This window comes from Paraburkholderia lebeckiae (assembly GCF_050436225.1).
GTDB lineage: Bacteria > Pseudomonadota > Gammaproteobacteria > Burkholderiales > Burkholderiaceae > Paraburkholderia > Paraburkholderia tuberum.
On record NZ_JBNDLU010000001.1, the window covers coordinates 2,337,532 to 2,364,423 of the forward strand.

At 64.3% G+C, this 26,892-nt stretch carries 26 protein-coding genes and 1 pseudogene; 9 read left to right on the forward strand and 18 right to left on the reverse strand.

What is annotated here, in order from left to right; all coding sequences use genetic code 11:
• Complete coding sequence (locus tag OKW45_RS10890; RefSeq protein ID WP_429467956.1) at positions 1 to 1,590, reverse strand: 6-hydroxynicotinate reductase; 1,590 nt, start codon at positions 1,588 to 1,590, stop codon at positions 1 to 3.
• Positions 1,591 to 1,881: 291 nt separating this feature from the next.
• Here OKW45_RS10890 and OKW45_RS10895 point away from each other — a divergent pair, with 291 nt between their 5' ends.
• Together OKW45_RS10895 and OKW45_RS10900 are read left to right on the forward strand one after the other, a co-directional pair.
• On the forward strand, positions 1,882 to 2,574 hold the full coding sequence (locus OKW45_RS10895; protein ID WP_429467959.1) for a TetR family transcriptional regulator: 693 nt from the start codon (positions 1,882 to 1,884) through the stop codon (positions 2,572 to 2,574).
• A gap of 259 nt (positions 2,575 to 2,833) precedes the next feature.
• Positions 2,834 to 3,019, forward strand: a complete 186-nt coding sequence (locus OKW45_RS10900) for a hypothetical protein (RefSeq protein ID WP_429467961.1) — start codon at positions 2,834 to 2,836, stop codon at positions 3,017 to 3,019.
• 40 nt (positions 3,020 to 3,059) lie between these two features.
• Here OKW45_RS10900 and pcaC read toward each other — a convergent pair whose 3' ends face one another.
• From pcaC to OKW45_RS10925, 5 genes are all read right to left on the reverse strand, one after another.
• Complete coding sequence (pcaC, locus tag OKW45_RS10905; RefSeq protein ID WP_018423567.1) at positions 3,060 to 3,461, reverse strand: 4-carboxymuconolactone decarboxylase; 402 nt, start codon at positions 3,459 to 3,461, stop codon at positions 3,060 to 3,062.
• Positions 3,458 to 4,249, reverse strand: coding sequence for a 3-oxoadipate enol-lactonase (gene pcaD / locus OKW45_RS10910; protein ID WP_018423568.1), 792 nt, complete (start codon positions 4,247 to 4,249; stop codon positions 3,458 to 3,460). Before pcaD ends, pcaC begins: the two co-directional genes overlap by 4 nt.
• Positions 4,250 to 4,254: 5 nt before the next feature.
• Positions 4,255 to 5,634, reverse strand: coding sequence for a 3-carboxy-cis,cis-muconate cycloisomerase (locus tag OKW45_RS10915; RefSeq protein ID WP_429467963.1), 1,380 nt, complete (start codon positions 5,632 to 5,634; stop codon positions 4,255 to 4,257).
• 306 nt (positions 5,635 to 5,940) lie between these two features.
• Complete coding sequence (locus tag OKW45_RS10920; protein WP_018423570.1) at positions 5,941 to 6,600, reverse strand: 3-oxoacid CoA-transferase subunit B; 660 nt, start codon at positions 6,598 to 6,600, stop codon at positions 5,941 to 5,943.
• 13 nt (positions 6,601 to 6,613) lie between these two features.
• The gene (locus OKW45_RS10925; protein ID WP_429467966.1) at positions 6,614 to 7,321 is read right to left on the reverse strand and encodes a 3-oxoacid CoA-transferase subunit A; all 708 of its coding nucleotides are present in this window, start codon (positions 7,319 to 7,321) and stop codon (positions 6,614 to 6,616) included.
• Positions 7,322 to 7,739: 418 nt separating this feature from the next.
• Between OKW45_RS10925 and OKW45_RS10930 the strand changes: the two genes are divergently transcribed.
• The 3 genes from OKW45_RS10930 to OKW45_RS10940 all read left to right on the forward strand — a co-directional run bounded on the left by OKW45_RS10930 (position 7,740) and on the right by OKW45_RS10940 (position 10,773).
• Positions 7,740 to 8,669, forward strand: coding sequence for a LysR family transcriptional regulator (locus OKW45_RS10930; RefSeq protein WP_018423572.1), 930 nt, complete (start codon positions 7,740 to 7,742; stop codon positions 8,667 to 8,669).
• Positions 8,670 to 8,805: 136 nt separating this feature from the next.
• Positions 8,806 to 9,444: a GTP cyclohydrolase I FolE gene (folE, locus tag OKW45_RS10935; RefSeq protein WP_018423573.1), complete on the forward strand. Its 639-nt coding sequence runs from the start codon at positions 8,806 to 8,808 to the stop codon at positions 9,442 to 9,444.
• Between the two features lie 216 nt (positions 9,445 to 9,660).
• A complete protein-coding gene (locus OKW45_RS10940) occupies positions 9,661 to 10,773 on the forward strand; it encodes a VTT domain-containing protein (protein WP_429467968.1) in 1,113 nt (370 codons plus the stop codon).
• A 64-nt stretch (positions 10,774 to 10,837) separates the two neighbouring features.
• Here OKW45_RS10940 and OKW45_RS10945 read toward each other — a convergent pair whose 3' ends face one another.
• From OKW45_RS10945 to OKW45_RS10960, 4 genes are all read right to left on the reverse strand, one after another.
• The gene (locus OKW45_RS10945) at positions 10,838 to 11,056 is read right to left on the reverse strand and encodes a nucleotidyl cyclase domain-containing protein (protein WP_429467971.1); all 219 of its coding nucleotides are present in this window, start codon (positions 11,054 to 11,056) and stop codon (positions 10,838 to 10,840) included.
• Positions 11,026 to 11,823 (reverse strand): GGDEF domain-containing protein, encoded by a 798-nt coding sequence (locus OKW45_RS10950; protein WP_429467973.1) that lies wholly within the window; start codon positions 11,821 to 11,823, stop codon positions 11,026 to 11,028. The genes OKW45_RS10945 and OKW45_RS10950 overlap by 31 nt, the downstream gene beginning before the upstream one ends.
• Positions 11,784 to 12,275 (reverse strand): PDC sensor domain-containing protein, encoded by a 492-nt coding sequence (locus OKW45_RS10955; RefSeq protein ID WP_429467976.1) that lies wholly within the window; start codon positions 12,273 to 12,275, stop codon positions 11,784 to 11,786. The genes OKW45_RS10950 and OKW45_RS10955 overlap by 40 nt, the downstream gene beginning before the upstream one ends.
• 169 nt (positions 12,276 to 12,444) lie before the next feature.
• Complete coding sequence (locus OKW45_RS10960) at positions 12,445 to 13,290, reverse strand: CHAD domain-containing protein (protein ID WP_429467978.1); 846 nt, start codon at positions 13,288 to 13,290, stop codon at positions 12,445 to 12,447.
• A gap of 228 nt (positions 13,291 to 13,518) precedes the next feature.
• Between OKW45_RS10960 and OKW45_RS10965 the strand changes: the two genes are divergently transcribed.
• The gene (locus tag OKW45_RS10965; RefSeq protein WP_429467980.1) at positions 13,519 to 14,112 is read left to right on the forward strand and encodes a short chain dehydrogenase; all 594 of its coding nucleotides are present in this window, start codon (positions 13,519 to 13,521) and stop codon (positions 14,110 to 14,112) included.
• 236 nt (positions 14,113 to 14,348) lie between these two features.
• Complete coding sequence (locus OKW45_RS10970) at positions 14,349 to 15,935, forward strand: inorganic phosphate transporter (RefSeq protein WP_429467983.1); 1,587 nt, start codon at positions 14,349 to 14,351, stop codon at positions 15,933 to 15,935.
• Positions 15,936 to 16,033: 98 nt separating this feature from the next.
• Here the strand turns inward: OKW45_RS10970 and ppk2 are convergent, their stop codons facing one another.
• The gene (gene ppk2, locus OKW45_RS10975; protein WP_429467986.1) at positions 16,034 to 16,960 is read right to left on the reverse strand and encodes a polyphosphate kinase 2; all 927 of its coding nucleotides are present in this window, start codon (positions 16,958 to 16,960) and stop codon (positions 16,034 to 16,036) included.
• 162 nt (positions 16,961 to 17,122) lie between these two features.
• Entirely contained in the window at positions 17,123 to 17,521 is a 399-nt protein-coding gene (locus OKW45_RS10980; protein WP_429467988.1) for a VOC family protein, read from the reverse strand.
• 177 nt (positions 17,522 to 17,698) lie between these two features.
• Between OKW45_RS10980 and OKW45_RS10985 the strand changes: the two genes are divergently transcribed.
• Positions 17,699 to 18,748, forward strand: a complete 1,050-nt coding sequence (locus OKW45_RS10985; RefSeq protein ID WP_429467990.1) for a S1C family serine protease — start codon at positions 17,699 to 17,701, stop codon at positions 18,746 to 18,748.
• Positions 18,749 to 18,906: 158 nt separating this feature from the next.
• Complete coding sequence (locus OKW45_RS10990; RefSeq protein ID WP_429467991.1) at positions 18,907 to 20,109, forward strand: Fic family protein; 1,203 nt, start codon at positions 18,907 to 18,909, stop codon at positions 20,107 to 20,109.
• Between the two features lie 40 nt (positions 20,110 to 20,149).
• Here OKW45_RS10990 and ggt read toward each other — a convergent pair.
• The 6 genes and pseudogenes from ggt to OKW45_RS11020 form a co-directional block, all read right to left on the reverse strand.
• A pseudogene (gene ggt / locus OKW45_RS10995) lies at positions 20,150 to 21,870 on the reverse strand (gamma-glutamyltransferase).
• A gap of 35 nt (positions 21,871 to 21,905) precedes the next feature.
• Positions 21,906 to 23,309 (reverse strand): MFS transporter, encoded by a 1,404-nt coding sequence (locus tag OKW45_RS11000; protein WP_429469342.1) that lies wholly within the window; start codon positions 23,307 to 23,309, stop codon positions 21,906 to 21,908.
• A 138-nt stretch (positions 23,310 to 23,447) separates the two neighbouring features.
• Positions 23,448 to 24,212 carry a phosphocholine cytidylyltransferase family protein gene (locus OKW45_RS11005; RefSeq protein ID WP_429467994.1) on the reverse strand — a complete coding sequence of 255 codons (765 nt, stop codon included), beginning with the start codon at positions 24,210 to 24,212 and terminating at the stop codon, positions 23,448 to 23,450.
• Positions 24,213 to 24,240: 28 nt separating this feature from the next.
• On the reverse strand, positions 24,241 to 25,317 hold the full coding sequence (locus tag OKW45_RS11010; RefSeq protein WP_018423587.1) for a lysylphosphatidylglycerol synthase domain-containing protein: 1,077 nt from the start codon (positions 25,315 to 25,317) through the stop codon (positions 24,241 to 24,243).
• Positions 25,314 to 26,129 carry a HalD/BesD family halogenase gene (locus OKW45_RS11015; protein WP_429467996.1) on the reverse strand — a complete coding sequence of 272 codons (816 nt, stop codon included), beginning with the start codon at positions 26,127 to 26,129 and terminating at the stop codon, positions 25,314 to 25,316. The genes OKW45_RS11010 and OKW45_RS11015 overlap by 4 nt, the downstream gene beginning before the upstream one ends.
• Positions 26,126 to 26,827, reverse strand: a complete 702-nt coding sequence (locus tag OKW45_RS11020; protein ID WP_429467999.1) for a CDP-alcohol phosphatidyltransferase family protein — start codon at positions 26,825 to 26,827, stop codon at positions 26,126 to 26,128. The genes OKW45_RS11015 and OKW45_RS11020 overlap by 4 nt, the downstream gene beginning before the upstream one ends.
• Between the last annotated feature and the right edge of the window lie 65 nt (positions 26,828 to 26,892).

The following is a 26,892-nucleotide window of genomic DNA, read 5'->3' on the forward strand; positions in this document are numbered from 1 at the left end:
TTAACCGGGCATTGCAGGCGGCCACGGATTGTCCGGGTCGCGAGCCAGCGTCCGCCGCGCGAGCGGCGCGCCTTCCGTATGCGTCGGCCCACTCGCTAGGACGCTCTGCAACGAGCGCACCGCCTCGACGTGGCCGCCGAGATCGCGGTACGTGTCGTACGTCATCGTGAATTCGATCGGCGCGACGAGCGCCGGTGTCGGCACCGTGCCGAACGAGCGGTCCGGCATGCGCGTCACGTCGACCATCACGGTGATGCCGCCGCCCGGCCACACATAAGCCGGCGCGCCGCCGCACGTGACGTTGACGAGCTTGCGCTTGATCGCGCGCGTGAGCAGCACCGGATTCTCGGTCGCGCCGGCGCGCAGACTGCCGCCCGCGCCGCCAAGAAACAGCACCGTCGCGAGCGACGGCTCGCAGTTCTCGCCGATCCGCTCGACCGTGCGGCGCACCGCGTCGGGCATCGGCGCGATGCGCGGCACGAGCTGTGCGTCGAGTTCGTACCATTGCGCGTGTTCGCCGGTCGTCGAGACCATCAGCACGCGCATGCCCGGCTTCGCGACCGACGGATCGAATCCTTCGACTATCGCGAGCGGGTCCTGAATGTCGGTGCCCCCCCAACCGGTGCCAGGATTGGCAACCTGGAAATAGCGGCCCGGCGTCGATTTGCGGCCGCGTATCTTGAGTCCCGAGCGCGTCATGCCGAGGCAGCGGCCCGCCTGGTGCTCGGTCAGCACCCCCGTAATGTGATCGTCGACGACCACCACCTCATCGACGTGGCCGAACCATTGCTTCGCGAAGATACCGATCGTCGCGGAGCCGCAACCGACGCGCATGCGCTGCTCCTCGACACCGTCGACGATCGGCGCGACGCCGGCGCGAATCACGAGACTCGCGCCGCCGTCGATACTCAGCTCGACCGCCTCCTTGTTGCCGAGCGCGAGCATCATGTCGCAGGTCACGCGGCCTTCTTTCTTGCTGCCGCCGGTCAGATGATGGACGCCGCCGAGGCTCAGCATCTGCGAGCCGTATTCGGCCGTGCTCACGTGACCGACGATCTCGCCGTCACAACGCACGTTGGCCTGTTCGGGGCCGAGAAAGCGATCGGTGTCGATCTTCACCTTGAAGCTGCAATAGCTGAAGATGCCTTCGGTGACGACGGTGACCATGTCGACGTCGTCGAGCTTCGACGCGACGATGAACGGCGCGGGCTTGTAGTCGGGATAGGTCGAGGAGGCACCGACGCCGGTGACGAAGAGGGCCGGTTCGACGGTGCTTTGGTCGGCGGCGGGGGATGTGCCGAATTCAATCGCCGCATTTGCCTGGTCGGCGTCGGCATCATCGGTACGCGACAGAAACACCACCGGATCGACGCGTATCAACCGCCCATCCGCATTCGCATAACGATCGCACGCGCCGGTGCGCCCTTGCGAGATCTGGCACAACACCGGACACGCATTGCATTCGATCTTGTTCGCGGCCATGCGCTCGCTGCGCGGCGTCGACTTTTCGAGCACGGTCGGCCCCGGCGTCGACGCGGTATCGCGATCGACACTGTCTGCACCGAAATCGACCTTCGTGTGTTCTGTCATCGTGGGGTTCCGTACGACATCACAGGGCGCGACATGGCTGGCGGTGCTGCGCGGTGCGCGAATCGTCCCGGTTTCAGGGCACTTCCGCGTGGGCCGCCCACTTTCATGTTGCGGTCACTCACCGTTCATGTAGTATCTTCTACACCAAACTCGATTGAAATCTACTCGATCAAAATCGACTGTGCAACGTGTTTTCCGTCACGCGGGATCATGGTGCGATGCGGCATCGGCGTGCCGAGTCTGCGCGCCCGCCGTTCAAACCTACGCTGACAAAGAGATCCGAGACCCGTCATGAACCCCACCGCCGCCCGCAAGCCGGGCGCCATCGGTATCCGCGCGAAACAGGCGCAGGACACGCGCGCCAAGATCCTGAAGGCGGCCATCAGGGTGTTCGCGAAGCAGGGTTATGCGAGCGGCCGCATCGAAAGTATTTCGAAGGCCGCGCGTTCGCACGACCGGATGATCTATTACTACTTCGGCAGCAAGGAGCAGTTGTTCATCGAAGTGCTGGAAACGATCTACACGCAGTTCAACGAAGCGGAAAGCAAACTCGATCTCGATCTGCGCGATCCGGTGCACGGCCTCGAACAGATGGTCGAGTTCGTCTGGCAGTACTACCTCGATCACCCGGAGTTCGTCACGTTGCTGTCGAGCGAAAACCTGCACCAGGGCAAGCATGCGAAAAAATCGCTGAAGCTCAAGGAGATTTCGGGCTACGCGATTTCGGTCGTGCAGAAGCTATTGGACGCAGGTCGCGCGCAGCACGTGTTTCGCGCCGATATTGCGGCGCGCGACGTGTATCTGATGATCGCGTCGCTCGGCTATTTCTATAACGCCAATCAGTACACGCTTGGCGCGTTTCTCGGCGAGCCGCTGATGGACAAGGCGGCGCTCGCGCATTGGCGCGAGGTGATCAAGGAAACGGTGTTGCGCGCGGTGTGCGTGCAGGTGCCGGTGAGCGTTGTAGCGACGACTACCGTATAAAAAAAATATCGGCGCCCGCCGAATTCGCGAAGGAATGCCGTGCGCATTCCTTCACAACGGTGACAGGCGTTTTCGTTTTTTTGCGGCTTCCGTTTGCTGCGGTTTTCGTGGCTTGAGGCTTCACTGCCCTGACGTTCTTAACGTCCGGTTTTTGCACATCTGCAGCGTGGTTCTGTTTTCCCCACGAATCGGCCCACTGTAAAGGACGGATTTGAATTACCACACACTATGATTTTGACCGTTCACCGGACGAACTGAAATGGCCGGCCGCTACCGCAACCCTTCCTACCGCCAGTACCTGCCGCAGGAACTGCTCGATGAACTGCGCGCGGTGTCGAAGGCGATCCACCGTCGGGTGCAGCAGATCGCGCGGGTGGCCGTGCAGCGTTTCCCGCGTGAGCTGCGGAGTCCGTCGCGAGCACGCCTGCCCTCGCCTTCGACCTGATCCTGCGCGATGCGCCGGGCCAGTTGCGCGTGCTCAGTCTTTACGACTTCGCCGCCGCGGCCGCCGCATCATCCTCGCGGAACAGCTTGTCGGCCAAATGAAACGCGGAGTTAGCCGCCGGCACGCCGCAGTAGATCGCGGTTTGCAGCAGCACTTCCTTGATCTGCTCGCGCGTCACGCCGTTGTTTTTGGCGGCGCGCAGGTGCAGCGCGAGTTCTTCGCTGCGATTGAGCGCAACCATCATCGCGATCGTCAGCAGGCTACGCGTATGACGCGGCAGACCTTCACGCGTCCAGATCTCGCCCCATGCATAACGCGTGATCAGGTTCTGGAACTCCTCGGTCAGCTCGGTGCGGTTCGCGAGCGAACGGTCGACGTGCGCGTTGCCCAGCACCGCGCGACGCACCCCCATGCCGGCTTCGTAACGGTCTTCGTCGTTCATTTTGCCTCCGTCAGGAAGTCGAGCACGGTCTTCGTGAACTCGCCGACCTTTTCGATGTTGGAAATATGCGAGGCGTCGAGTTCGACGTAGCGCGCGCCCGGAATCGCCTGGGCGAGTTCGCGGCCTTGCGCGGCCGTGGCGGCCAGATCGTGCGTGCCGCTGATCACCAGCGTCGGCAGCTTGATACCCGGCGCTTCGGGGCGCAGATCGGCCGCGTCGATCGCGTCGCAGTTCGATGCGTAGCCTTCCTTGTCGGTATGCACGAACACGTCGCGGATCATCGCCAGCACGACCGGCTCGCGCTCGATAAAGTCGGCCGTGAACCAGCGCGGCAGCACCGCGTCGGCGAGCGCGAACATGCCTTCGCTGCGCGCCTTCGCGGCACGCGGCACCCACACTTCCGGCGAGCCGATGCGCGCGGCCGTGTTGCACAGGACGACGCGCTGGAAGCGGTCGCCATGACGCGCGGCGAGTGCGACGCCGGTCAGGCCGCCCATCGATATGCCGCAGAAATTCGCGCGCGCGATCTTCAGCGTATCCATCAGGCCGAGCACGTCGCCGCTCAGCTGCTCGATCGTGTACGGACCCTTCGGCGCTTCCGAATGACCGTGGCCGCGTGTGTCGTAGCGCAGCACGCGGAAGTGCTTCGACAACGCCGCGACCTGCGGCGTCCACATGGACATATCGCAGCCGAGCGAATTCGACAGTACGAGCCACGGCGCGTGGCCGTGACGATCGCCGTCGATGCGATAGTGAAGCTCGGTGCCGTTGACTGCGGCGTAGGGCATGCCGGTTACTCCTTGGAATGGGCGCGCTGCGCGCGCGTGGTGTGAAGCGCCAGCGCGGCGTCGACATATGCGTGCGCCTGGCCGACGTATTGAGCGGGATCGAGCAACTGCTTCAGGCGCTCGAGCGAAAGATGTTCGGTGACGGCCGAGTCGGCGGCGAGCACGTCATACAGCGTCTTGCCGTCGCGGATCGCCGCCTTCGACGCGCGCTCGACCAGATGATGCGCGTCGAGCCGGCCGATGGAATCGCCGAGCGCGAGCATCACCGCTTCGCCGAGGATCAGGCCGCGGGTGACGTCGAGATTCGCGGCGAGGCGCGGTACGTTCACGCTCAGGCCGGACGCGATCTGTTCGATGTTCGCGAGCGCGCCGCCCGCGAGGCGCGCGAGATCCGGCAGCGCGTCCCATTCGGCCTGCCAGCCGCCGAGCGCGCGTTCGTGCTCCTGCACCATGCCGGCGAACACGGTCGCCACGAGGCCGGGCGCGCGCGTCGCGGCCGTCAGCACCGCCGCGCAACCGACCGGGTTACGCTTGTGCGGCATCGTCGACGATCCGCCCTTGCCGGCCGCGGCCGGTTCGGCGAGTTCGTCGATTTCGGTTTGCATCTGCAGCGACACGTCGCGCGCGATCTTGCCGAGCGTGCCGATCAGCATGCCGAACAGCGACGCCGTCTCGGCGATGCGATCGCGCTGCGTGTGCCATGGCAAGGTCGGCACCGCGAGGCCGAGTTCCTTGGCGAGCGACTGCGTGACCTGCGGCGCCGCCTCGCGCAGACTCGCGAGGGTGCCCGCCGCGCCGCCGAATTGCAGCACCAGCACACGTTCGCGCAACGCATCGAGCCGCTCGCGATGACGCAACAGCGCGTCGAGCCATTGCGCGAACTTCAGACCCAGCGTGATCGGCAGCGCCTGTTGCAGCCACGTGCGCCCGATCATTGGTGTCGCGCGATGGGTGGTAGCGAGTTTCGCGACCGCGTCGCAGGTGGCTTGCAGGCCGCTGTCGAGCAGGTCGAAGGTGTCGCGCAGTTGCAGTACCGTCGCGGTGTCGATGATGTCCTGGCTCGTCGCGCCCCAATGCACGTATTTGCCAGCTTCGGCATCCGCGGCTTTGACGCGTGCAGTCAGTTGCTTGACGAGCGGAATCGCGAGGTTGCCGCCCAGCGCGGCGTCGCGTGCGAGCGCGTCGGCGTCGAGCTGATCGGCCTGGCAGGCCGCTTCGATCGCGGGGACGGCGGATTCGGGAATGACTTTGTGCGCGGCAGAGGCACGCGCGAGCGCGGCTTCGACGTCGAGCATCCGCTGCAGCGTGGCACGCGGCGCCCAGATGTCGTTCATCGGCTGTGTGCCGCAAAGAAGGCCAGTCAGACGGGCGCTGAAGTCGAGCATGGTGACAACGATGTTTGAGGGAATCGGAAGCGAAGAAGCGGCACCGCGCGCGGCGGTTCGAAGCAGACGCCGTGGCGGAGCAAGCGCTCGTAGCGCGCTTGCTCCGCGCTCGTGCCGTGCGTATGCCGCGGTATGTGCTGCGTATTGTGCGCCAAACGCGGTCAACCCGTCGCTGAAGTTGCCAGGCCAGCGCTGACGAGGAGTTTGCCCCGACAGCGCTGACCCGTTCGCGCAATGCTGCTTTCAGACGAGACGCCATCGACGCGGCCGCAAAGCAGACCGCCGCCGCGACGCCTCAGCGAACCATCAGGCCGCGCGCGCGGCCTGCGTGCCGTCGGTCATTGGCACACCGGTCAGCTTCAGCAGTTCGTCGAAGCCGATGTCCGTGAAAATCTCGCGCACGACGAGGCCTTCCTTCGTGACGTCGATCATTGCGAGGTCCGTATAGATACGGGTCACGCAACCGATACCGGTGACCGGGTACGAGCACTCGGCGGTGATCTTGCTCTCGCCCTGCTTGGTCAGGTGCTCCATCATCACGTAGACCTGCTTCGCGCCGATCGCGAGGTCCATCGCGCCCCCGACCGCCGGAATCGCGTCGGGTGCGCCGGTGTGCCAGTTCGCGAGATCGCCCTTCGCCGACACCTGGAACGCGCCGAGCACGCAGAAGTCCAGATGGCCGCCCCGCATCATCGCGAACGAATCCGCGTGATGGAAGTAGGCGCCGCCCGTCAGCAGCGTGACGTGCTGCTTGCCGGCGTTGATCAGTTCGTCGTCTTCCTGGCCCTTCGCCGGTGCGGGGCCCATGCCGAGCAGACCGTTTTCGCTGTGCAGGAAGATTTCCTTGTCTGCGGCGAGGTGGTTCGCCACCAGCGTCGGTACACCGATGCCGAGGTTCACGTAAGCGCCTTCAGGGATGTCCTGGGCAACGCGCTTGGCCATTTCATCGCGAGTCAGTTTCTTCATGTCGGTCTCCGGGTCAGGCAGCAGCGTCGTGAGGATTGGGCGTGGGGGCATGCGCCGCTTGCGGCACCGCGATCACGCGTTGCACGAAAATGCCGGGCGTGACGATTTCTTCCGGGTCGAGGCCGCCGAGCGGCACCACTTCCGACACCTGCACGATCGCGGTCTTCGCGGCGCTCGCCATGATCGGCCCGAAGTTACGCGCGGTCTTGCGATAGATCAGGTTGCCCCAGCGATCGCCCTTGTACGCCTTGATCAGCGCGAAGTCCGCGTGCAGCGGCGCTTCGAGAACGTAGTGACGGCCGTCGATCAGGCGCGTTTCCTTGCCTTCGGCGAGCTTGGTGCCGTACGCGGTCGGCGTGAAGAAGCCGCCGACGCCCGCGCCCGCCGCGCGGATGCGCTCGGCGAGGTTGCCTTGCGGCACGAGTTCGAGTTCGAGTTCGCCGGCGCGATAGAGCGCGTCGAACACATACGAGTCGGTCTGACGCGGGAACGAGCAGATGATCTTGCGCACGCGCTTGGCCTTCAGCAGCGCCGCGAGGCCGATATCGCCGTTACCTGCGTTGTTGTTGACGATGGTGAGCTCGCGCGCGCCCTGCTCGATCAGCGCGTCGATCAACTCGGACGGCATGCCGGCCGTGCCGAAGCCGCCGATCATGACGGTCGCGCCGTCGTGGACATCGGCGACCGCCGATTGAAGTGTCTCGAAAATCTTGTTGATCATGTCGAATTTCCTTTGGGGGCGCTACGTGCCGCTGGGCTGACAGTCGTAACCGGCAAATCACGCGCGGAAACAGTCTCCGGGCATGCTGGCGACGGCTCGCGAGGGGAGAGCGGGCTGGCGCCTTCGATTGATTCGCCGCTGAATTTGTTCGTTGCGTGAACAGTGATTCGTTTAGCGAACGCCTCGGCGATTATGGTTGTCCGGTGGGCCGATTGTCAAGGCAGGGAAACCCCCTTCATCATAGGTCGCCGCGCGCGGCGGCGAAGGTCCGGGATGCCGTCGTCCTGCACTCGCCCTGCGCGCGAAAATGCCGGCCGCGCAAGTTCCCACTATCCTTATGGGCGATTTTTCAACTAGGCTCTATAACGATACGGCATAAGCATTCCCCTGCCCACCCGCCCCGCGAGCCATAACAAGCATGTCCGAGACACATCTGGATCTGAACCTGATCCCCTATCTGGTCGCGATGGAAGATACGCGCAACGTGAGCCGCGCCGCCGAGCAGCTCGGCGTGAGCCAGCCGCGCGTGAGCACCGCGCTTGGGCGCCTGCGCGAATACTTCGACGATCCGCTGTTCGTGCGCACATCGAAAGGCATGGAGCCGACACCGCGAGCACTCGCGATCCTGCCCGCCGCGCGCGACGCGTTGCTGCGCATCGAGAAAGGCATGCTCGACGTGCAGGATTTCGATCCGGCGACGAGCACGCACACGTTTTCGATCGCGCTGTCCGACGTCGGCGAAATCGTGTTTCTGCCGCGTCTTTTACAGCTGTTCGCCGAGCGCGCGCCGTCCGCGAATCTGCGCTCGGTCACGCTGTCGCCGTCGCAAGTGGAACGCGGGCTCGAATCGGGCGACGTCGATCTCGCCGTCGGCTATTTTCCGGACCTTGCGGGCAACAACTTCTTTCAACAGCGGCTCTTTACGCATCGCTTCATCTGCCTGATGCGCAGCGGACATCCGCTGTCGAAGGGGCCGCTCACGCTCGAGCAATACGTGGCGTCCGGGCATGCGGTCGTGCGCGCCGAGGGACGCAGCCAGGAAGTGCTCGAGCAGTACCTCGAAAAGAAACGCATCAGACGGCGCGCGGTGCTCGAAACGCCGCACTTCATGAGCCTGCCTTTCATCCTCGCGCGCACCGATCTGCTCGCGACCGTGCCGCACGCGATCGGCTTCGCGTACGTGTCGGAGCATGCGTCGATCATGCTCGTCGAGCCGCCGCTGCCGTTGCCGCGCTTCGATCTGCGGCAGCACTGGCATCGCAAGTTTCATAACGATCCACGCCTCGGCTGGCTGCGCGGCGTGGTCGCCGAGCTGTTCAACGACGCGATGGACGAATGGCCGAAGTAGCCGTGCGCAGCACGCCCGCGACTGCCCCGGCCGCGAAAGGGGCATCGGCACCTTCAGGGCAAAACATGGAACAATGACCTCAGTTACTGACCCCGCGCGTCGCGCAGCGTCGACGCGCGATCCAGGAGGACGACGCATGACCAGCAGCAAGGCAAAAAAAACCAAACCCGTAGCGGCCGCCGAACGCCCGAGCCGCGAAGAAGCCGAGGCAGCCGTGCGCGTGCTGCTGCGCTGGGCCGGCGACGATCCGCAGCGCGAGGGCCTGATCGACACGCCGGCACGCGTGACGCGCGCTTACGAGGAGTTCTTCGTCGGCTATCAGATCGATCCGCGCGATATCCTCGCGCGTACCTTCTCCGAAGTGGACGGCTACGACGAAATGATCGTGCTGAAGGACATCCGCTTCGAAAGCTATTGCGAGCACCATATGGTGCCGATCATCGGACGCGCGCACGTCGCGTATCTGCCGAATCATCGCGTGGTCGGCATTTCGAAGCTCGCGCGTCTCGTCGATGCGTTCGCGAAACGGCTGCAGATTCAGGAAAAGATGACGGTGCAGATCGCCGATACGCTGAACGACGTGCTGCAGCCGGCCGGCGTGGGCGTGATTCTCGAAGCCGCGCATCAGTGCATGTCGACGCGTGGCGTGCACAAGGCGGGCGTCACGATGGTCACGTCGCGCATGCTCGGCACGTTCCGCACCGATCCGTCGACACGGCGCGAGTTTCTGGCGATCGTCGGGAATCCGGGCGTGATGTCGGTGCCGAATACCTGATGAGGTGGACCCGGGGACTGCTTGTGGTTCGTTGACGATGCAGCCCCCGCCCCTGCGAATCCAGAGTGCGCGCCCGCGCGCACTCTCTTCAAGCGCCGGCCACGTTGCGGTGGGCACGCGGGGTTGACAGTTAGTTGCGTATTGGCGATTGAGGCCGATGTTCGACACCGGCCGTCCACGCATGCCAGCCCAACAGCAGCGACAGGAGCGCCTCAATTGGTCGAGTTTCCGTTGTCGGCGGTTTCAACCTGGGGCAGCACTATCGTGTTCGTCAACGTCCTGCTGACGCGCCTCGGCGTACCGATTCCGGCCGTACCGATGCTGCTGTTCGCGGGCTCGGCGATCGCCGCGGGCACCCTGGCGTTCTGGCCGACCCTCGGCGCGGCGGTGCTGGGCGCACTGATCGGCGACGGCACCTGGTTCGCGGCGGGCCGGCTGTATGGACGCAAACTGCTTTCGTGGCTCGGCCGCTTGTCGCCTGCCGTCGATACGAGGCTGGAAACCGCGCGCGCGCTATTCGAACGCTATGGCGTGCCGCTCGTGTCGATTTCGAAGTTCGTGCCCGGCCTCGGCCTGATCACGCCGCCGCTAATGGGTACGACCGCCGTCGACATCCGCATCTACGCACTATGGGATCTGGCGAGCGTGACCGCGTGGGCGACGTTCTGGCTGCTCGGCGGCGCGGCCGTGGAACGCGAGGTGCATATGCTGCGTGCGTTCGTCGAGCAGCGCGGCGGCACAATCGCCGACATTCTTCTTGCGGTGGCGCTCGTCTATCTGCTCTACCGGCTGTATCTGCGATATTACGAACGGCGCCGGTTCACGCGAGCCACGTCGGCCGAAGCCGCACCGATGCTGGCCGCGCCGACGCGGGCCTCATCGGCGAGTGCCGCCGCGTGGAGCATGCCGTGGCGCAGGCGGCGCTCCGGTCGCCTGCGCCGCATGGCGCCGTCCCGCGTGCTCGATGCGCGGCCCGGCGCTCCGCTGCTCGATCTGCGACGCCAGATTCCCGACGCGCGCGCGCTCGATCCGCATTCGCCTGAGCAGATCGACGGCGCGCTGCGCACATACGACCTGGTCATCTATTGCATCTGCCCGGACAGCGCGACCGCGCTCGAAGTCTCGCAGCATATGCGCAGCAATGGCTACACGCGGATTCGCGCACTGCGCGGCGGGCTCGATGCATGGCAGCGGCGTGGCTTCCCGGTGGGCTTGCTGGCTCACGCGGATGGTTCGGCCGCCAATCGGCCGCGCTCGGCGTCGCGGGACGAAACACCTGCGGCGGTGACGTTGCGCGGCTTCGCGCCGCGCAGTGCGGACCGCGCCTGAATCGCGCCGCATCGCGACAATCTGCGCCGACGAAGCGCCCGCCCACGCGAATGAACACCTGGCGTTAAAGCACCGCCCCAGTGCGCGACGCCCCCTGCGTCGCCGAATACTCGTCCCACTGCGCCGACCGGGTGCGATTGCGCCCTTCGTTCTTCGCCACATACAACTGTCCGTCAGCGGCGGCCAGCAGCTCGAGTCCGTTCGCGAAATCCATGGCGCTCGGCAGCGCCGTTGCGCAGCCGACGCTCACCGTCACCGCCTGCGGCGCATCGTGTCCGCGCACGATGACCTGGTTTTCCACCTTGCGACGAATCTGCTCCGCGCCACGGACGCGATGCAATCAGCCACCGCGACCAATACCTCGTCGCCGCTCTCATGGCCGTAGGTATCGTTGAAACGCTTGAAGTGATCGATATCGATGAACAGCACCGACAGCGGCTTGTTCTCGCGTCGCGCCCGCTTCCATTCGTCGTCGAGCCGCTTGTCGAGCACGCGGCGATTGTTGAGCCCGGTCAGCGGATCGGTCGCGGCAAGACGCAGCAGCGCGGCCTGCGCGCGCTGTTTGTCGCGCAGCGCGAACGCGAGCAGCCACGACACGAGCACGAACACCGAGCCGAACGAGATGGTCAGCGCGGCGGCCACGTGACTGCGACGCTGCCACGGCGCGAGCACGTCATCGACAGCGGGCGCGACGGCCACGATCAGCGGCGTGCCCGGTACGTGCGTGTAGGTGAAGATGCGACGCACACCGTCGACCGGCGAGACCGATACGTAGCTGTCGGAGTCGTGCACCGTCATCGGTGCGAACGTCGGCGACTTTGCGACGCTGGTGCCGATAGCGAGCGCGTCGATCGGCTTGCGCGCGAGCAGCGTGCCGTCCGCCATCACGATGAAAACCGAGCCCTGCTCGCCGGTGTCGATCCGGTCCAGCAGGTGCTGGAAGTTCTCGATGCGAATCGCGAGCAGCGCGATGCCGGCAAAGCGGCCTTGCGCATCGTCGATGCGCCGCGTCAGCGCGATCGACAGCTTGCCGCCACGCAGCCGCGACATGAATGGATGGAGAAATACAGGCCCGCCGCCGGATTGCGCTGCTGCACCTGAAAGTATTCGCGATCGTCGAGATGGACGGTGGTGTTGGCGTCGGCGTACTGCGCGGCGGCCACTTCACCGTCGGCGCCGACTATATACGCACCGCCGAGAAACGCAGCGGTGGTCGCGCGATCGAACAGCATCGCCTGGCGAACCGGGACCGGCAGCGTCCAGGTGAGCGGATCGCCCGCGGCATCCACCATCGATTGCAGCGACAGACTATAGATTTCGACGTTGCGCGCGAGATCGGCGGAAATGATCGACACGAGGTTTTGCGACGTCTGGCGCGCATGATCGAGCATTTCGCGGCGGCCTTCGCCGACCTCCACCGCCGTCAGGATCGACATCGCCAACGCGACGAGCGTGCCGGCGACGCCGGCCACCCACGGGCGGTTGCCCACATAGCGGGGCATCCCGGCTCGAAGGGCGCGCAAGTCAGGCGCAGCCGATGACGCAGCGAAAGCCCATGCGGCGCCACGCTCCTCGCCTCCTTCGCGGACTATTCTTTCGGACCGCAGCGCGGTGCGCCGTGCATTTTTGGGCTGCGGATCCTCCGCGCTAGCGAGGACCGAACGCGCTCTCTCAGCCCAGTAGCTCCGACGCCGCGCGCAAGCGGCGTTTGCGTTTCCTGTCGAGCCAACCCAACGCGGCTTCGATGTGGTCCGCGTCGGCAAGCGACGCGGCATTATCGCGCAACAGCGTTTCGCTCGCGACGGTATCGTTGAGCATGCCGAAGCGCTTCTGGATTTTTTTCAGGCGCTTGAGCGTGCGCTTATGGCTGGTTTTAAGCACCGGCCCGAAAAACTCGAACAGGTAGCGCAGTTTCTTGCCCGCTTTTCTGACATCGTGAAAGGCTGCGTAATTCGAGCGTTTCGCATGGCGCGCGCGTTTGATGCGCTTTTTCAATGAGTGCTCCGACGCCCCTATGCGTCGAGCGGCAAAATTGCGCAGCGCAATAGCCGAATCGTGCGTGGCGTGCAGTTGCGCGGAAGTGGTGGCCAACGCATCGCGCAGCAGGTGTTTGACGTCGGCGTTCAACAACGTCTCGCGGCTGGTCGCCAACGTGTCGCGGCGCGCCTGCTCGAGCTTCGGCATCAATGCTTGCGCGCCGCTGTCTTGCTGCTTGAGCAACGCGATCAGGATGTCCCAATCGCGCGCTTTACCCGCCGCGGTGGCGAGAAACTTGTAGACCGCGCGTTGCCGGGAATTTTCGCCCTTGTCGAGCAGCGGTGCGAAAGCCCACCATAGCGAACGCAAACGCCGCAGTGAAACGCGCAGTTTGTGCAGCGCTTCGGGTGACGCGTCGCCGTGCACCCCTTTGGCGAGCCGGATCGCCTCATCGACGAGCGGCGCGGCATAGGAAGTGAAGGCTCGCTGTGCCGGTTCGTCCTCTACCGGCTCGTTGACTGTCTCGCTGTCTTGCTTCATCGACGCTCCCGGGAAACATGACCTTACTTCCAGCGTAGCAAAAATGATGCTCAGGAGGATCGGGCGCGTGTCAGCCGGCCCTTCCCTCAGGCGTTGGCGCGTCGCGCCGGCAGCGTCTATCCTCGACCAATAGGATCGCGCGTTGCACGGTTCGGTTCGGCGAGTGCTCCGGCTTGACGATGCGGTGTGCAGCGCGGCAAATGCCGCAAACAGACCTTAGGAGGATGTATGCGAATACTCGTTGTCGGTGCGACCGGCCTGCTCGGTTCGCACATCGTGAGGCTGCTCGCCACCGAGCATGACGTGGTGGGCGCGAGCCGCAAAGGCTCGGAATTGCACGTCGACCTGTCGGACAAAAGCAGCATCGAAGCGATGTTTGCGCAATCCGGCAGCTTCGACGCGATCGTCTGCGCGGCCGGCTCGGCAAAATTCGCGCCGCTCGCGGCGCTTGGCGACGAAGACTTTTCTTTTAGTCTTGCCAATAAACTGATGGGGCAGGTCAATCTGGTGCGTTGCGGCGTGGACCATGTGTCGCAAGGCGGCTCGTTCACACTGACGAGCGGCGTGCTCGCGCAACAGCCGATGGAAGGCAGCGCCGCCGTCAGCATCGTCAATGCGGGTGTCGAAGCGTTTGCGCGCTCGGCCGCGCTCGAATTGCGGGGCAAGGCCCGCGTCAATGTGGTGAGCCCGGGGTGGGTCGCCGAAACGCTCGAGTCGATGGGCCGCGATCCGTCGCAAGGGGTACCGGCGGAAATCGTCGCGGAAGCTTATAAACGCACCCTCGGTGGCAGCGCAAGCGGCGAAGTAGTCAGCGCATCGTGAGCGCAACCGAAGCCCACTCGCCGTTCGTGTTATTCATCACTTCCTTAGTCCGCTTCGGACGTCTTACTATTCCCGTCCACCAGCCTGCGTAGTCTTTACCGGCGTGAGCGGCGCAGCATAGGCCGCGCCGCGTCTGTTTTTCCTGCGCCCCCAATGTCGTCACGCAGTTGTCATCATTGCGACACACAGCGAAAGCAGCATCAAAAACTCTGCGACCACTTTTTGGGGCTCACGTCATGCCGGAACTTTCGTATCCGCAACCAGGCGCCGCCAGCGGCAAAGGCCGTAGCGCCGGCCTGGTTATTTTCGTTGCCCTGCTCATCGCGGGCGTCGTGTACTGCGGCGTTCATCTGATAGACGACCTGCAGCCCGTACGCGAAAGCTCGGTGCTGCCGTATCTGCTGCTCGGTGTCGCGCTGCTGATCGCGCTCGGCTTCGAGTTCGTCAATGGCTTTCACGATACGGCCAACGCCGTCGCCACCGTCATCTATACCCACTCGCTGACGCCGAATATCGCGGTGGTCTGGTCTGGCGCGTGGAATTTTCTGGGCGTGCTGACGTCGAGCGGAGCGGTCGCCTTCGGCGTGCTGCAACTGCTGCCCGTCGAGTTGATTCTGCAGGTTGGCAGCAGCGCCGGCTTCGCGATGGTATTCGCGCTGCTGATCGCCGCGATCATCTGGAATCTGGGCACGTGGTCTTTGGGCCTGCCGTCTTCGAGTTCGCACACGCTGATCGGCTCGATCATCGGCGTAGGTCTGATGAATCAGATGCTGCATGGTGCGAACGGCACCAGTGGCGTGGACTGGAATCAGGCGCTCGGCGTCGGCAAGTCGCTGCTGTTTTCGCCGATCGTGGGCTTTCTGCTTGCGGGCTTGCTGCTGCTGATCCTGAAGGCCGTCGTGCGCGTGCCCGCGCTGTATGCCGAGCCGAAGGGCAAGGAGCCGCCGCCGTTCTGGATTCGCTGCCTGCTGATTCTGACCTGCACGGGCGTGTCGTTCGCGCATGGCTCGAACGACGGCCAGAAAGGCATGGGGCTGATCATGCTGATCCTGATCGGTACCGTTCCCACCGCCTACGCGCTGAACAAGGCGGTCACGCCGGCGCAAACGCAGAACTTCGTCGCGGTCGCGCATCAAACCGTGGCGACGCTGTCGCGCTACACGCAGGGCGCGGCGCCTTCCGCGGATCCGCGCGCCGACGTCGAGGCCTTCGTGCGCACCCGTCAGTTGACGCCCGCCACGCTGCCGGCGCTGCAGCAGCTGACCGAGCAGATCGGTCGCCAGGTCGGCGAGTCGGGCTCGATGGCCGCGGTGCCGCAAGGCATCGTCGATAACGTGCGCAACAACATGTATGTCACCTCCGAGGCGATCCGTCTGATGCAGAAGGCCAATCAGCCGCAGTTCTCGCCCGAGGACGCGAAGATCATCGCCAACTTCAGGACGCAGATCGACCACGCGACCAAGTTTATTCCGCCGTGGGTCAAGGTGGCGGTCGCGATCGCGCTGGGTCTCGGCACGATGGTCGGCTGGAAGCGCATCGTCGTGACGGTGGGCGAGAAGATCGGCAAACAGCATCTGACGTACGGCCAGGGCGCGTCGGCTGAACTCGTCGCGATGGTCACGATCGGTGCAGCCGACGTCTACGGTCTGCCGGTGTCGACGACCCATGTGCTCTCTTCCGGCGTGGCCGGCACGATGGCGGCCAACGGCTCGGGTCTGCAATGGGCCACGGTGCGCAGTCTGATCCTCGCATGGGTGCTGACGTTGCCCGCGTCGATCGCGCTCGCGGGCGGGCTGTTCTGGGTATTCCGTTCGGTGTTCTGAGTTCGCCGATCTGGCGGGGCGAAGCAAGAAGAAAAGCGCGGTACGCTCATACACGTACCGCGCTTTTTCGTTGGCCAGCTATTTCATACGATCCGCTTTTAATACAGCTCCGGCACGATCATCGACTGAGGCACCGGCTGACGGCTATAGTCTTCGTGATAGACACGCGAGGGCAAGTCGATCTGCGGATGCTCGATTTCGTGATACGGCACCTGGCTCAGCAGATGCTGAATGCAGTTCAGGCGCGCGCGTTTCTTGTCGACGGCCTGCACGACCCACCACGGCGCCTCGGGGATATGCGAGCGCTGCAGCATCACCTCCTTCGCCAGCGTATAGGCTTCCCAGCGGCGCCGGCTTTCCAGATCCATCGGACTCAGCTTCCACTGCTTGAGCGGATCGCGAATGCGGTTCTGGAAGCGGATTTCCTGCTCTTCGTCGGTGATCGAAAACCAGTACTTGAGGATCTGCACGCCGCTGCGCGCCAGCATCTTTTCGAACTCCGGCACCGAGCGGAAAAACTCTTCGTATTCCTCGTCGGTGCAGAAGTTCATCACGCGCTCGACGCCCGCGCGGTTGTACCAGCTGCGATCGAATAGCACCATCTCGCCGCCCGCCGGCAGATGCGATACATAGCGCTGGAAATACCATTGCGTGCGCTCGCGATTGTTCGGCGCGGGCAATGCGGCCACGCGGCACACGCGCGGATTGAGGCGCTGTGTGATGCGCTTGATCGCGCCGCCCTTGCCGGCCGCGTCGCGCCCCTCGAAGATCACGACGAGCCGGTGCCCGGTCGCGACGATCCAGTCCTGCAGCTTGACCAGTTCTCCCTGCAGCCGGAACAGTTCGCGGAAGTACTGCTTGCGCGCCTCGCGATGCTCGGGCGTAAAGCCGCCCGGGCCATCGATGATGCGGTCGTCGACCTCCATTTCGAGTTCTTCGTCGTAGGCGTCGATGAGGTCTTCCTCGAAACGGCGTTGCCGCTCCGCCATCAGTTCGATATCGGGTGTCGGGTCTGGCTCTTTCATTGCGGCTCTCCTCGCAACAGGAATGGGATGGCGCGCGGCGGCTAGCGCGACGCGGTCGCGTTCGATTATCGAAGCTCGAGGTGTCAGCCGTGTTACCGCGTGGGCGGCCGCTGCACATGCGTATTAACCCCATGATAGCGAGTTTGGTCTCGACTTCCACCGCTAGGGCAGCGGCCGCGCGAAGCTCAGTTCGTGGCCGTCCGGATCGGTGATATGAAAATAGCGCTCGCCCCACGGCGCATCCGACGGCGCGCACGACGGCTGCAAGCCTGCCGCCACCGCCCCGGCATAGAACGCGTCGACGTCCGACACGTAGATGATCACGCGCCCCCACCAGTTGACGGGCGCGCGCGCATCGGCGATCAGGTTCAAATACGAACTACCGAACGCGAACGACGTGAAGGCCTCGCGCGGACCGCCGAACTTGAGCGGGAAGCCGCGCGCTTCGTAGAACGCGACGGCGCGCTGCATGTCGCCGGTGGCGAGCGTGATCGCGCTGAGCGACTCGATGCGTGGACCCGGCGGCGGGGATTGCGGCGCTGAAGCGTTAGATGCGGACATGAACAGGGTCTCCGAGGCGCGAGCGAGCGGCGAGCGACGGCCCGCCCGGGAAAGTGTCTCACGGGCAGTGGCCACCGGTCTGGCGGCGCGGCCGGCACGCCGCCGACGCCCCCGGGATGCACTTGAAAACTCGCGCAGCGCCCCGCATCTCGGAGCCCGTCTATCCGGAGCATCGTTATGGGAAGCCGCCCACGCTTCATCGATGACCTGTCGAGCGCCGCATCCGACGCCCCCGGGCCCCAATCCACCGACCTTTTGACCCACGACGACGACGCTCTACTCGACGCCTACTCTCGCACGGTGATCGGTGCACTGGAGCGCGTGCAGCAGGCGGTCGCGTTTATCGCCGTCGAACGCCGGCTGCCCGGCGACGCGTCCGCGCATGGGCGCGGCGCGCGCGGCGGCACTGGCTCGGGCTTCCTGTTCACGCCCGACGGCTACCTGCTGACCAATAGCCACGTCGTGCATGGCGCGACGCATATCCAGGTGACGCTGGCCGACGGCGCGAAGTTCGACGCCGATCTGGTCGGCGACGATCCCGGCAGCGATCTCGCGGTGCTGCGCATCGGTTCGCCGGAACCGCTGCCGCATGTCGAACTCGGCGAATCATCGAAGCTGCGCGTCGGGCAGATCGCCATTGCGGTCGGCAACCCGCTCGGGCTGCAACAGACCGTGACGACCGGCGTCGTTTCGGCGCTCGGCCGGTCGCTGCGCTCGAACTCCGGCCGCATGATCTACGACGTGATCCAGACCGACGCGGCGTTGAATCCGGGCAACTCGGGCGGACCGCTGATCAATTCGGCGGGTCAGGTGATCGGCGTGAATACCGCGATCATTCCTGGCGCACAGGCCATCTGTTTTGCGACGGCGATCGATACCGCGAAGTGGGTCATCATGCAGATCTTCGCGCACGGTCGCGTGCGACGCGCGTATATCGGCGTGGCCGGCACGACGACGCCGCTGTCGCGGCGCGTGCAGCGCTATTTCGGGCTCGGCACGCAAAGCGGCGTGCACGTGATGGAGATCGTCAAAGGCAGTCCGGCCGCGCTCGGCGGCTTGCGCACCGACGACACGATCGTCGCGATCGACGCGCAGCCGGTGCACGATGTGGATGCTCTGCAACGCACGCTCGATGCTTCGCGTATCGACAAGCCGGTCAACGTGACGGTGTTGCGCGGCGCGCAACGGGTGGAGTTGACGGTGACGCCGGTGGAGCAGGCAGGGTGAGGGGGATTGCCTGGGGACTGCGGGGTGGACAGTCAGGCGCCACCCTACCGCAAACCCTACATTAGACTCTACAAGAAATAATTAAAATCCTTATAAATCAATTTATTGAACGATATAATCAACAACATCTAACTCTACATAAAACCCTACAGTCCGCCATGACGACCGTCGTTTCGTTCGAACCCTTGTTTCCTGAGGACCGTGTATTGGATCCGCTGATCGAGCGCACGACCGAACTCGTCGACTCATCGCAAAAGCTCCTTGCCGTAAGCGGGACGCCATTTGCCGCGGCGCTCGTCCCGCAATTGCGTGCGATGAATTCGTACTACACAAATAAGATCGAAGGCCAGCACACCACACCCGCCAGGATCGAGGCCGCTCTCAAGCGCGACTATTCAGCTGACGTCGCCGAGCGCAAAAAGCAGCGCCTTGCGATGGCGCATATTGCAACGGAATCCTCGCTCGAAGAAGAGTGGGATTTGCTTGCGACGCCCGCCCTGTTCGAGCCCGCACGACTTACGACCATTCATGAGCGATTTTTTTCCTATTTGCCGGTAGCTGAGAGATTTACCAGCGAGGGCGAACCAATCGTGCCGGGCGAACTTCGCAAATCGGACGTCACCGTGGGCCGGCATCTCGCGCCAGAACCTGAAATGATCGCGCCATTGCTCGATGCATGGGCCAAGCGATATGCGCGCCTACGGATCAAGGACCATCAGTTGATCGGCATCGCCTGCTCGCATCATCGGTTGGCATGGACTCACCCGTTCGCAGACGGCAATGGCCGGGTGGCACGTCTGCATTCACATCTCGCTTTACGATCGGCCGACTTGACGCATGGCCTATGGTCTCCGCTTCGCGGTCTCGCACGCGAACATGAGCTGTACTACGCAAGATTGAGCGAAGCCGACCAGACGCGCCGCAATGACCTCGATGGCCGAGGCAATCTATCCCAGGAAGGCCTGGTGCGTTTCGCGCGGTTCTTTCTCGATTGCTGCCTGGACCAGGTAAGCTTTATGGTTCGCATGACCGAGTTCGATGGCATTGCAGATCGCCTGCTCGATCTATTGCGTTACCTCGATTCAAATCCGTGGATGATCGGCTCCGAAAAATCGGTGATCAAACCGGAGGCCTCGGCACTGGCGATGGAGTTTGTGGCGACGCGGCGTGCAGTCAGCCGCGCCGAATTCAATCAGATACTTGGCGTTACTGATGTTCTGGCTCGCCGGATTACGCGCTCTCTACTTGATATTGGACTGCTCGACTCGCCTTCCCATCGCGGCAATCTCTCGTTCGGACTCCCATTGAAAAGTCTTCGATTCCTATTCCCGAGACTATGGCCCGAAGTCGATCAGGACTAGGCTGATCGTCGAAGAGAATGGCTGCAACCGGCTCTCCTCCCTACCGAACCACCCGCGTCACCCCTCGTCCACGCGGATCGGCCGCCGCATCCGGCTCGTCCCCATCGATCCTGATCACCTGAACATCGCCGGTGAATTGCTGCCCTTCCAGCTTGTAGCCCTTCGCCTCGAGCTGCTGTGCGAGTTCGCCCTCGATCGGCTTGTACGGCTCCGAATAGATCGTATTCGGCGGCAATAGCTGGTGATGGAAACGCATCGCGGCGAGCGCATCCGGCAACGGCATGTCGAAGTCGTAGATGTCGTTGATCACCTGGAAGATCGTCGTGAAGATCCGCGATCCGCCCGGCGTGCCGATCACGAGCGCGACCTTGCCGTCCTTCGTCAAAATCGTCGGCGCCATCGACGACAACGGGCGCTTCTTCGGCTCGATCGCATTCGCATCGCTGCCGACCCCATCGAACATGTTGGCGGCGCCCGGCTTCGCGGAGAAGTCGTCCATCTCGTCGTTCAGCACGATGCCTGCCCGATCCACCACGACGCCCGAGCCGAACGCGCCGTTCAGCGTGTATGTGTTCGACACCGCGTTGCCCCATTTGTCAACCATCGAAAAATGCGTGGTCTCCGCCTTCTCCGGCATCGAGGTACCGAGCCCCCGCTGAATGCTCTTTGTGTCCGACGGCACATTCGGATCGACCTCGGCCGCGCGCTTGGCCAGATACGGGTCGTCGATCAGTTGCGCGACCGGCATCTTGTAGAAATCCGGGTCGCCGAGATACTGCGCGCGGTCCGCGAACACGCGCTTCTCGAGCTCCGCGATCAGATGCACGTATTGCACGGAATTGAGCGGCACGTTCTTGAACTCGGCCGCGATATCGGCCTTCATCTTCAGCAGTTGCACGAGCCCGACGCCGCCCGAACTCGGCGGCGGCGCGGTGATTACGCGATAGCCGTTCCAGTTCGCCTGAATCGGCTCGCGCCAGACCGCCTTGTACTACGCGAGATCGGCCTTCGTAATCAGGCCGTGGCCGCGCATCGAAGCGGCGATCAGATCGGCAGTCTTGCCCCTGTAGAAATCTTTCGGGCCCTGATCGGAGATACGCTGCAATACCGCGGCAAGGTCAGGCTGCCTGAAGATGACGCCCTGCTTCAGATTGCCGAAGTAGGTGTCGAAATTGGTCTTGCCCGCGAAGTTCTTCGCCGCATCGTCGCGCAGCTTCTGCAGTTGCGGGGCGACCACGAAGCCGTCGCGCGCATAGTGAATAGCCGGCGCGAGCACCTGCTGCCATTTCAGCTTGCCGAAACGGCGCTGCGCTTGCCACATGCCGTCGACGGTGCCCGGCGCGCCCACCGCGCCATAGCCGACGAGGCTCATGTCCTCGATGATCTCGCCCTTGTCGTCGAGATAAATGTTCTTCGTCGCGGCGAGCGGCGCGCGCTCGCGATAGTCGAGGAAATACGGCTTGTTGTCGACGTACAGCGTCATGAACCCGGGAACGTGACCGCAAGGGTGAAGGCGATCGCGGCGGCCGCATCGATCGCATTGCCGCCTTCGTTGAAGAGCTGCTCGGCGGCATCGGCGCTGTATGAGTCGGGCACCGCAATCGCCGAACCGGCAAGCACGACCGGTTGCGTCTTCGCGGGCGCTTTCGCTACAGCAGGCGCCGCCTCGAGAAACCCGGTTGAAACGCAGAGGATTGCGATCAGGGCAAGACCGCTGATCGAAGCACTGGTTGAAGCTTTGACGTTGCGAAACAACTTCATGACCTCCTCATCGACGACGGCATCCGTATGATGGCTTACGCGCGCCCGCGACTGCCGCGCGAGATCTCATCGCCCGCGTCTCGCGGCAGCCGCCGCGTAATCGGAATCGACAGGCACGAGAACAGACCGACGACGAGAAACGCCGGCCAGAAATCGGAGAACACGATGTTCGGATGCCCTTGCACACGATGCGAAATCTGTAGCACGATGCCCGAGATCGTCACGCCGAGGCCGAGCGACATCTGCTGGATGACACTCGCGACACTCGTCGCGCGGCCGACGTCGCTGCCCGGAATATCCGCATAGGCCAGCGTATTGAGCGACGTGAATTGCAGAGAAGGAAAGAAGCCGCCCACCAGCACGATGCACCAGATCACCCAATGCGGCGTGCCGGGAAAGAACAACCCGTACACGGCGATCGCGAGACCCGCGCACGCGGCGTTGACCATCAGCACGGTACGAAAGCCGAAGCGTTCGAGAATACGCGACGCCACCGTCTTCATGAAGATCGAACCGAACGCGGATGCGCACGTGATCGCGCCGGCTCTGAACGCGGTCATGCCGAGCCCTTCCTGCAACGCCAGCGGCAACAGGAACGGCACGGCGCCTAGACCGATACGAAACAGCGAACCGCCGATCACGCTCGCATGAAAACTCGGGATACGGAGCAGACGCAGGTCGAGCACCGGCAGCGCGACGCGGCTCGCGTACAGCACATAAAGCAGCAGCAACACAATGCCTGTCACGCACATGCCGACCGATTGTCTCGTCGACACGAGTTCGCCGCCGACCAGCGAGAGCCCGAGCATGAACAGCGAAGCCCCGCTAGCCGACAGCACGAAGCCGAGCCAGTCGAGCCGGCCCGGATGCGGCTCGCGCGTATTGGCGATGTACTTGTTGGTGAGCCAGATGCCGAGCAGGCCGATCGGCACGTTGATCACGAAGATCAGACGCCAGTGCAGATAGGTCGTGATAAAGCCGCCGAGCGGCGGCCCGACCACCGGACCGAGCAACGCCGGCACCGTCAGATAGTTCATCGCGCGAATGAACTCCGACTTCGGCAGCGACCGGAAGATGATGATGCGGCCCACCGGCACCATCAGCGCGCCGCCGATGCCCTGCACGAAGCGCGCGAGCACGAAGGTATCGAGCGAAGTCGAGGCCGCGCACAGCAGCGAGCCCGCCATGAAAATGCCGATCGCGGTGCGGAACACGGTGCGCGAACCGAAGCGGTCGGCGACCCAGCCGCAGATCGGGATAAAGACGCCAAGGCCGATCACATACGCGGTGACCGCAAGCTTCAGCGTGATCGGATCATGACCGAGGTCGCGTGCCAGAACCGGCAGCGACGTCACGATGACCGTGCCGTCCACGTTTTCCATGAACATCGCGCACGCGACGATCAGCGGAACGACGAAAGCGCCTAAAGCGAGCAGCATTGTCATGGCGACGGTGGCCAGCCATCAATGGAAAGCGTCGATTATGGCATCGCGGCGACAACAAATGTTGTCGCGCGAGGGGATTTTGCCGTGTGGCATCGCGCGCTGCCGTGCATTTTCGCGCGCGGCACGGACGCCTTAGCGCGATGCGCTGACGAGCGGCTGCAACTGCGGCAGGATCTCGTTGGCGGCGCGCGCGACGTCGTTCGGAAAGTCGATCTCGATCCACGGCGCGCCGGTCACGTCGGCCGTGTCGAACACCTGGCTGCGCTCGAGCAGCAGGTCGCGCACCGCCTCTTCGTGCGGCATGTTCGCGCGGCCGCTGTCGACATAGCCCGCGACGATCTGCGTGAAGCGTCGCGCGGTTTCCTCGCGGAAGCGGAAGAAGCCGACCGACTCGCCGATCATGTCGTACTCCAGATTGACCGCGAGCTGCTTGCGCAACTCGACCGGCACGCCGTCCTTCAGGCACAGCTTGACGGGCTCGTCGCCCGCTTCGAAATCGCGATCGATCAGCAGACGGTTCACCGACTCGCCCGCCACCAGCGCGCTCAGGATGCGCTCGTCGTACAGCACGTCGGCGTCCATCAGCAGCACGTCGCCGCCGCGCGTCAAAGCATCGGCGACGGTATGCACGGTCAGCACGCTGCCCAGATCGAAGCGCGGATTGAGCACGGTTTCGACCTTGTGCGGCCAGTCGATGCGCGTGAGTTCCGCCTGCACGGATTCCGGCTGGAACCCGAGCGCCAGCACGACGTCGGTCACGCCGGCGGTTTCGAGCATCTGCAGATGCCGTTCGAGCAGGCTCATGCCGTCGAACTGCAACAGGCATTTCGGAAACTGGGCTTGCGGCGGCTGCTGGAGACGCAGGCCGAGGCCCGCTGCGAGAATGATTGCGCGCATGCGCGGTCCTTTGAAAAAAGTACGGAGGTCAATCGGCAACCGGCACACGCCGTGGAGCGCGCCGCCGTTGCCAGCTTCGTTCGCTGAAGTGCAATACCAGCAGGCCCGGCAGGCCCAGCAGGATTTCACGCGCACGCTTGGCGAGCGACAACGCCAGCGCCGCGTCGGGCGGCAAACCCGCCAGCGGCGCGAGCAGCAGATAGCCGCCCTCCTGCACGCCGAGCGAGCCCGGAATCATGAAGGCCGCGCCGCGAATCGCCTGGCCGACGCTTTCCAGCAGCAGCGCGTCGATCCAGCCGACCGGATGACCGAGAAAACGCAGCGCGAGCCATACTTCGGCCGTGCCGACGACCCACCCCACGAGGCTCAGCGCAAAGCTCGCCGCCACACGGCCGCGCTCGCGGTACAGCGACTGCACGGCGGCATCGACGGCTTCCGCGCGCGTCATCAGCGACGACCAGTCGCGCTTGCCGAACACCTTCGACACCACGCCCAGCAGCCGGCCGAACAGACCGCTCCGCTGTGCGCAGTAGAACGCGGCGATCAGCGCGCCGAGCACGCCGGTCGCAATCAGCGTTGCGGTGCGCAGGTCGTGCAGCGTGCCGTGCGCGGCGTACGCGCCGAACATCGCGAGGCCAGCGAGCGCGAACACGATTTGCGCGAGCGCCTGCCATGTCGTGCTAACGGTGATCGCGGCGGCCGCGTCGCGCAGCAGCATGCCGCGCTGCGACAGTTGACGCACCATTACCACCGGGCCGCCGATCTGCCCAGCGGGCAGCAGGCTATTCACCGACTCGCCGATCCAGCGTGCGGACAACGCATCGCGCAACGAGGGTTCGGCTCGCGCAGCGCCCGTCGCGCCGCTGGTTGCACCGCTTGCCGGACCTTCATGCGCACCGTCACGCGAGGGGTGGTCGCGCTTGAACAGCACGGCGATCGCACCCGCATCGAGCACGAGCGGCACCACGTGGAACGCGGCGACGACCGCGAGCCCCCAGCCGGCTGCGAGCAAGGTCGAAACCACCGAGCCGAAGCCCTGCCAGGCGAGCAGGCCGACGAACAGCGCCGAGCCGATCGACAGCAGAAGCAGGGCCGCGCGACTCATGCGGCATCCTTGCCGCGCGAGGCCATCTGACGGAACACCTGGCGGAAACCGAAGTATGCGATCGCGTCCTTCATGTTGGAAACGAAGCGGCGCCACGGCCGCATGTTGGGATCGGTGACGTATTCGAACGTCAGCGACACACGCATCTCGTTCGGGCCGGCCGGCGTGATGCGATGGCGCAGCTTGTCACCATCGAAAAACACGAGGCCGCCCGGCGGAATCTGCACCGAGCCTGGCTGGTCCGGCACCTCCGGATTGCGCGTATGCAGCTCGTAGTCGAGCCGGCACGACGATTCGTCGATCACGCCGAGCAGCAGCGTGTAGCGGCGTCCGTCGTAATACGAAGTATCGTAGTGCCAGCCGATATGGTCGCCGGGGCGCGTGTAGTAGTAGAGCGCGTATGCGTGCGGATCGTCGGCGGGCGACACCTGCAACTGGTCGCCGCTCAGCTGCTCGAGCCAGCCGATCAACTCCTTCGAGCGATACAGCTCGGCGATGAACGGCGCCAGACGGTCGATCGTATGGCGGCTGACACTGCCGCCCTGCTTGTGACCCGGCAGATAGTTGCGGTTCACTTCGTCGAGCAGCGAGCGCGCGCTGTGTACCAGTTGCGCGGTCACTTCCGGCGCGAGGAAATCGTCCAGATACAGAAACGCGTCCTGCGCGGCGAAGTCTTTACGCAGACGCGCGTTGTCGAACGTGCGGGTACGGCTCGCGACCGCGCGGTCGGCATCGGGCGCGGGCGTGAGCGCCGCCACAGGCGTGCCTGACGATACGGGCGCGATGACGTCGTCTTCGGCGTGCAGATTCATTTGCCGGCCCACTGTTGACGCGATTCAGAAGCGCTGGCGGCCTTGGCCGTCGGACCAGCGCTACGGCGCGCGACGCGCCAGTAGTCGATCACCACCCATACGGCGAACAGCGGCGCGCCGATCGACGCGACCACCACGAACGGCGCGATGACATTCGTCAGCGTGACGATGGGCAGCAGGTACAGCACGTCCTCGGTTTCGAAGCCCCCCATCGACGCCTGCTTCGTGCCGGCCTTGCCGACCATTTCCTCGATCCGCATGCGCAAAAAGAAGATCAGGGCGACCGCGACACCAGCCACCGCGCCGAGCACGCCGGGCGCGAGCTTCAAAGCGTCGATCTGCGCGCCGCCGACACCGATACCCATGCCGACGAACAGCATCACGGTCACGAGCGCATCACAGGCGAGGTCGTAAAAATGACCGATGCGGCTCGACTTGCCGCCCACTCGCGCGAGTTCGCCGTCCGTGTGATCGACGAAATTCGACAGGACGATCAGCAGTGCGCCCGCATTGGCCCAAGCGAATCCCCCGTGCGCAAGGCACAGCGCGCCTGCGACGCCGATCAGCAGGCGCAGCGTGGTCAAATGGTTCGGGGTGACCCAGGTGTCGACTAGCGGTGTCACGAGCCGGCGGGCGAGTCGGGCGTCCCACGTACGTGCCGGCGGAACGTCTATTGGAGGTCGGGGTTGCGAAGTCATAAGGCGGAAATATATACGGGATTCTGAAAGCTTGCTGTTATGCCGTACGTTTCTCTGCAATTTGC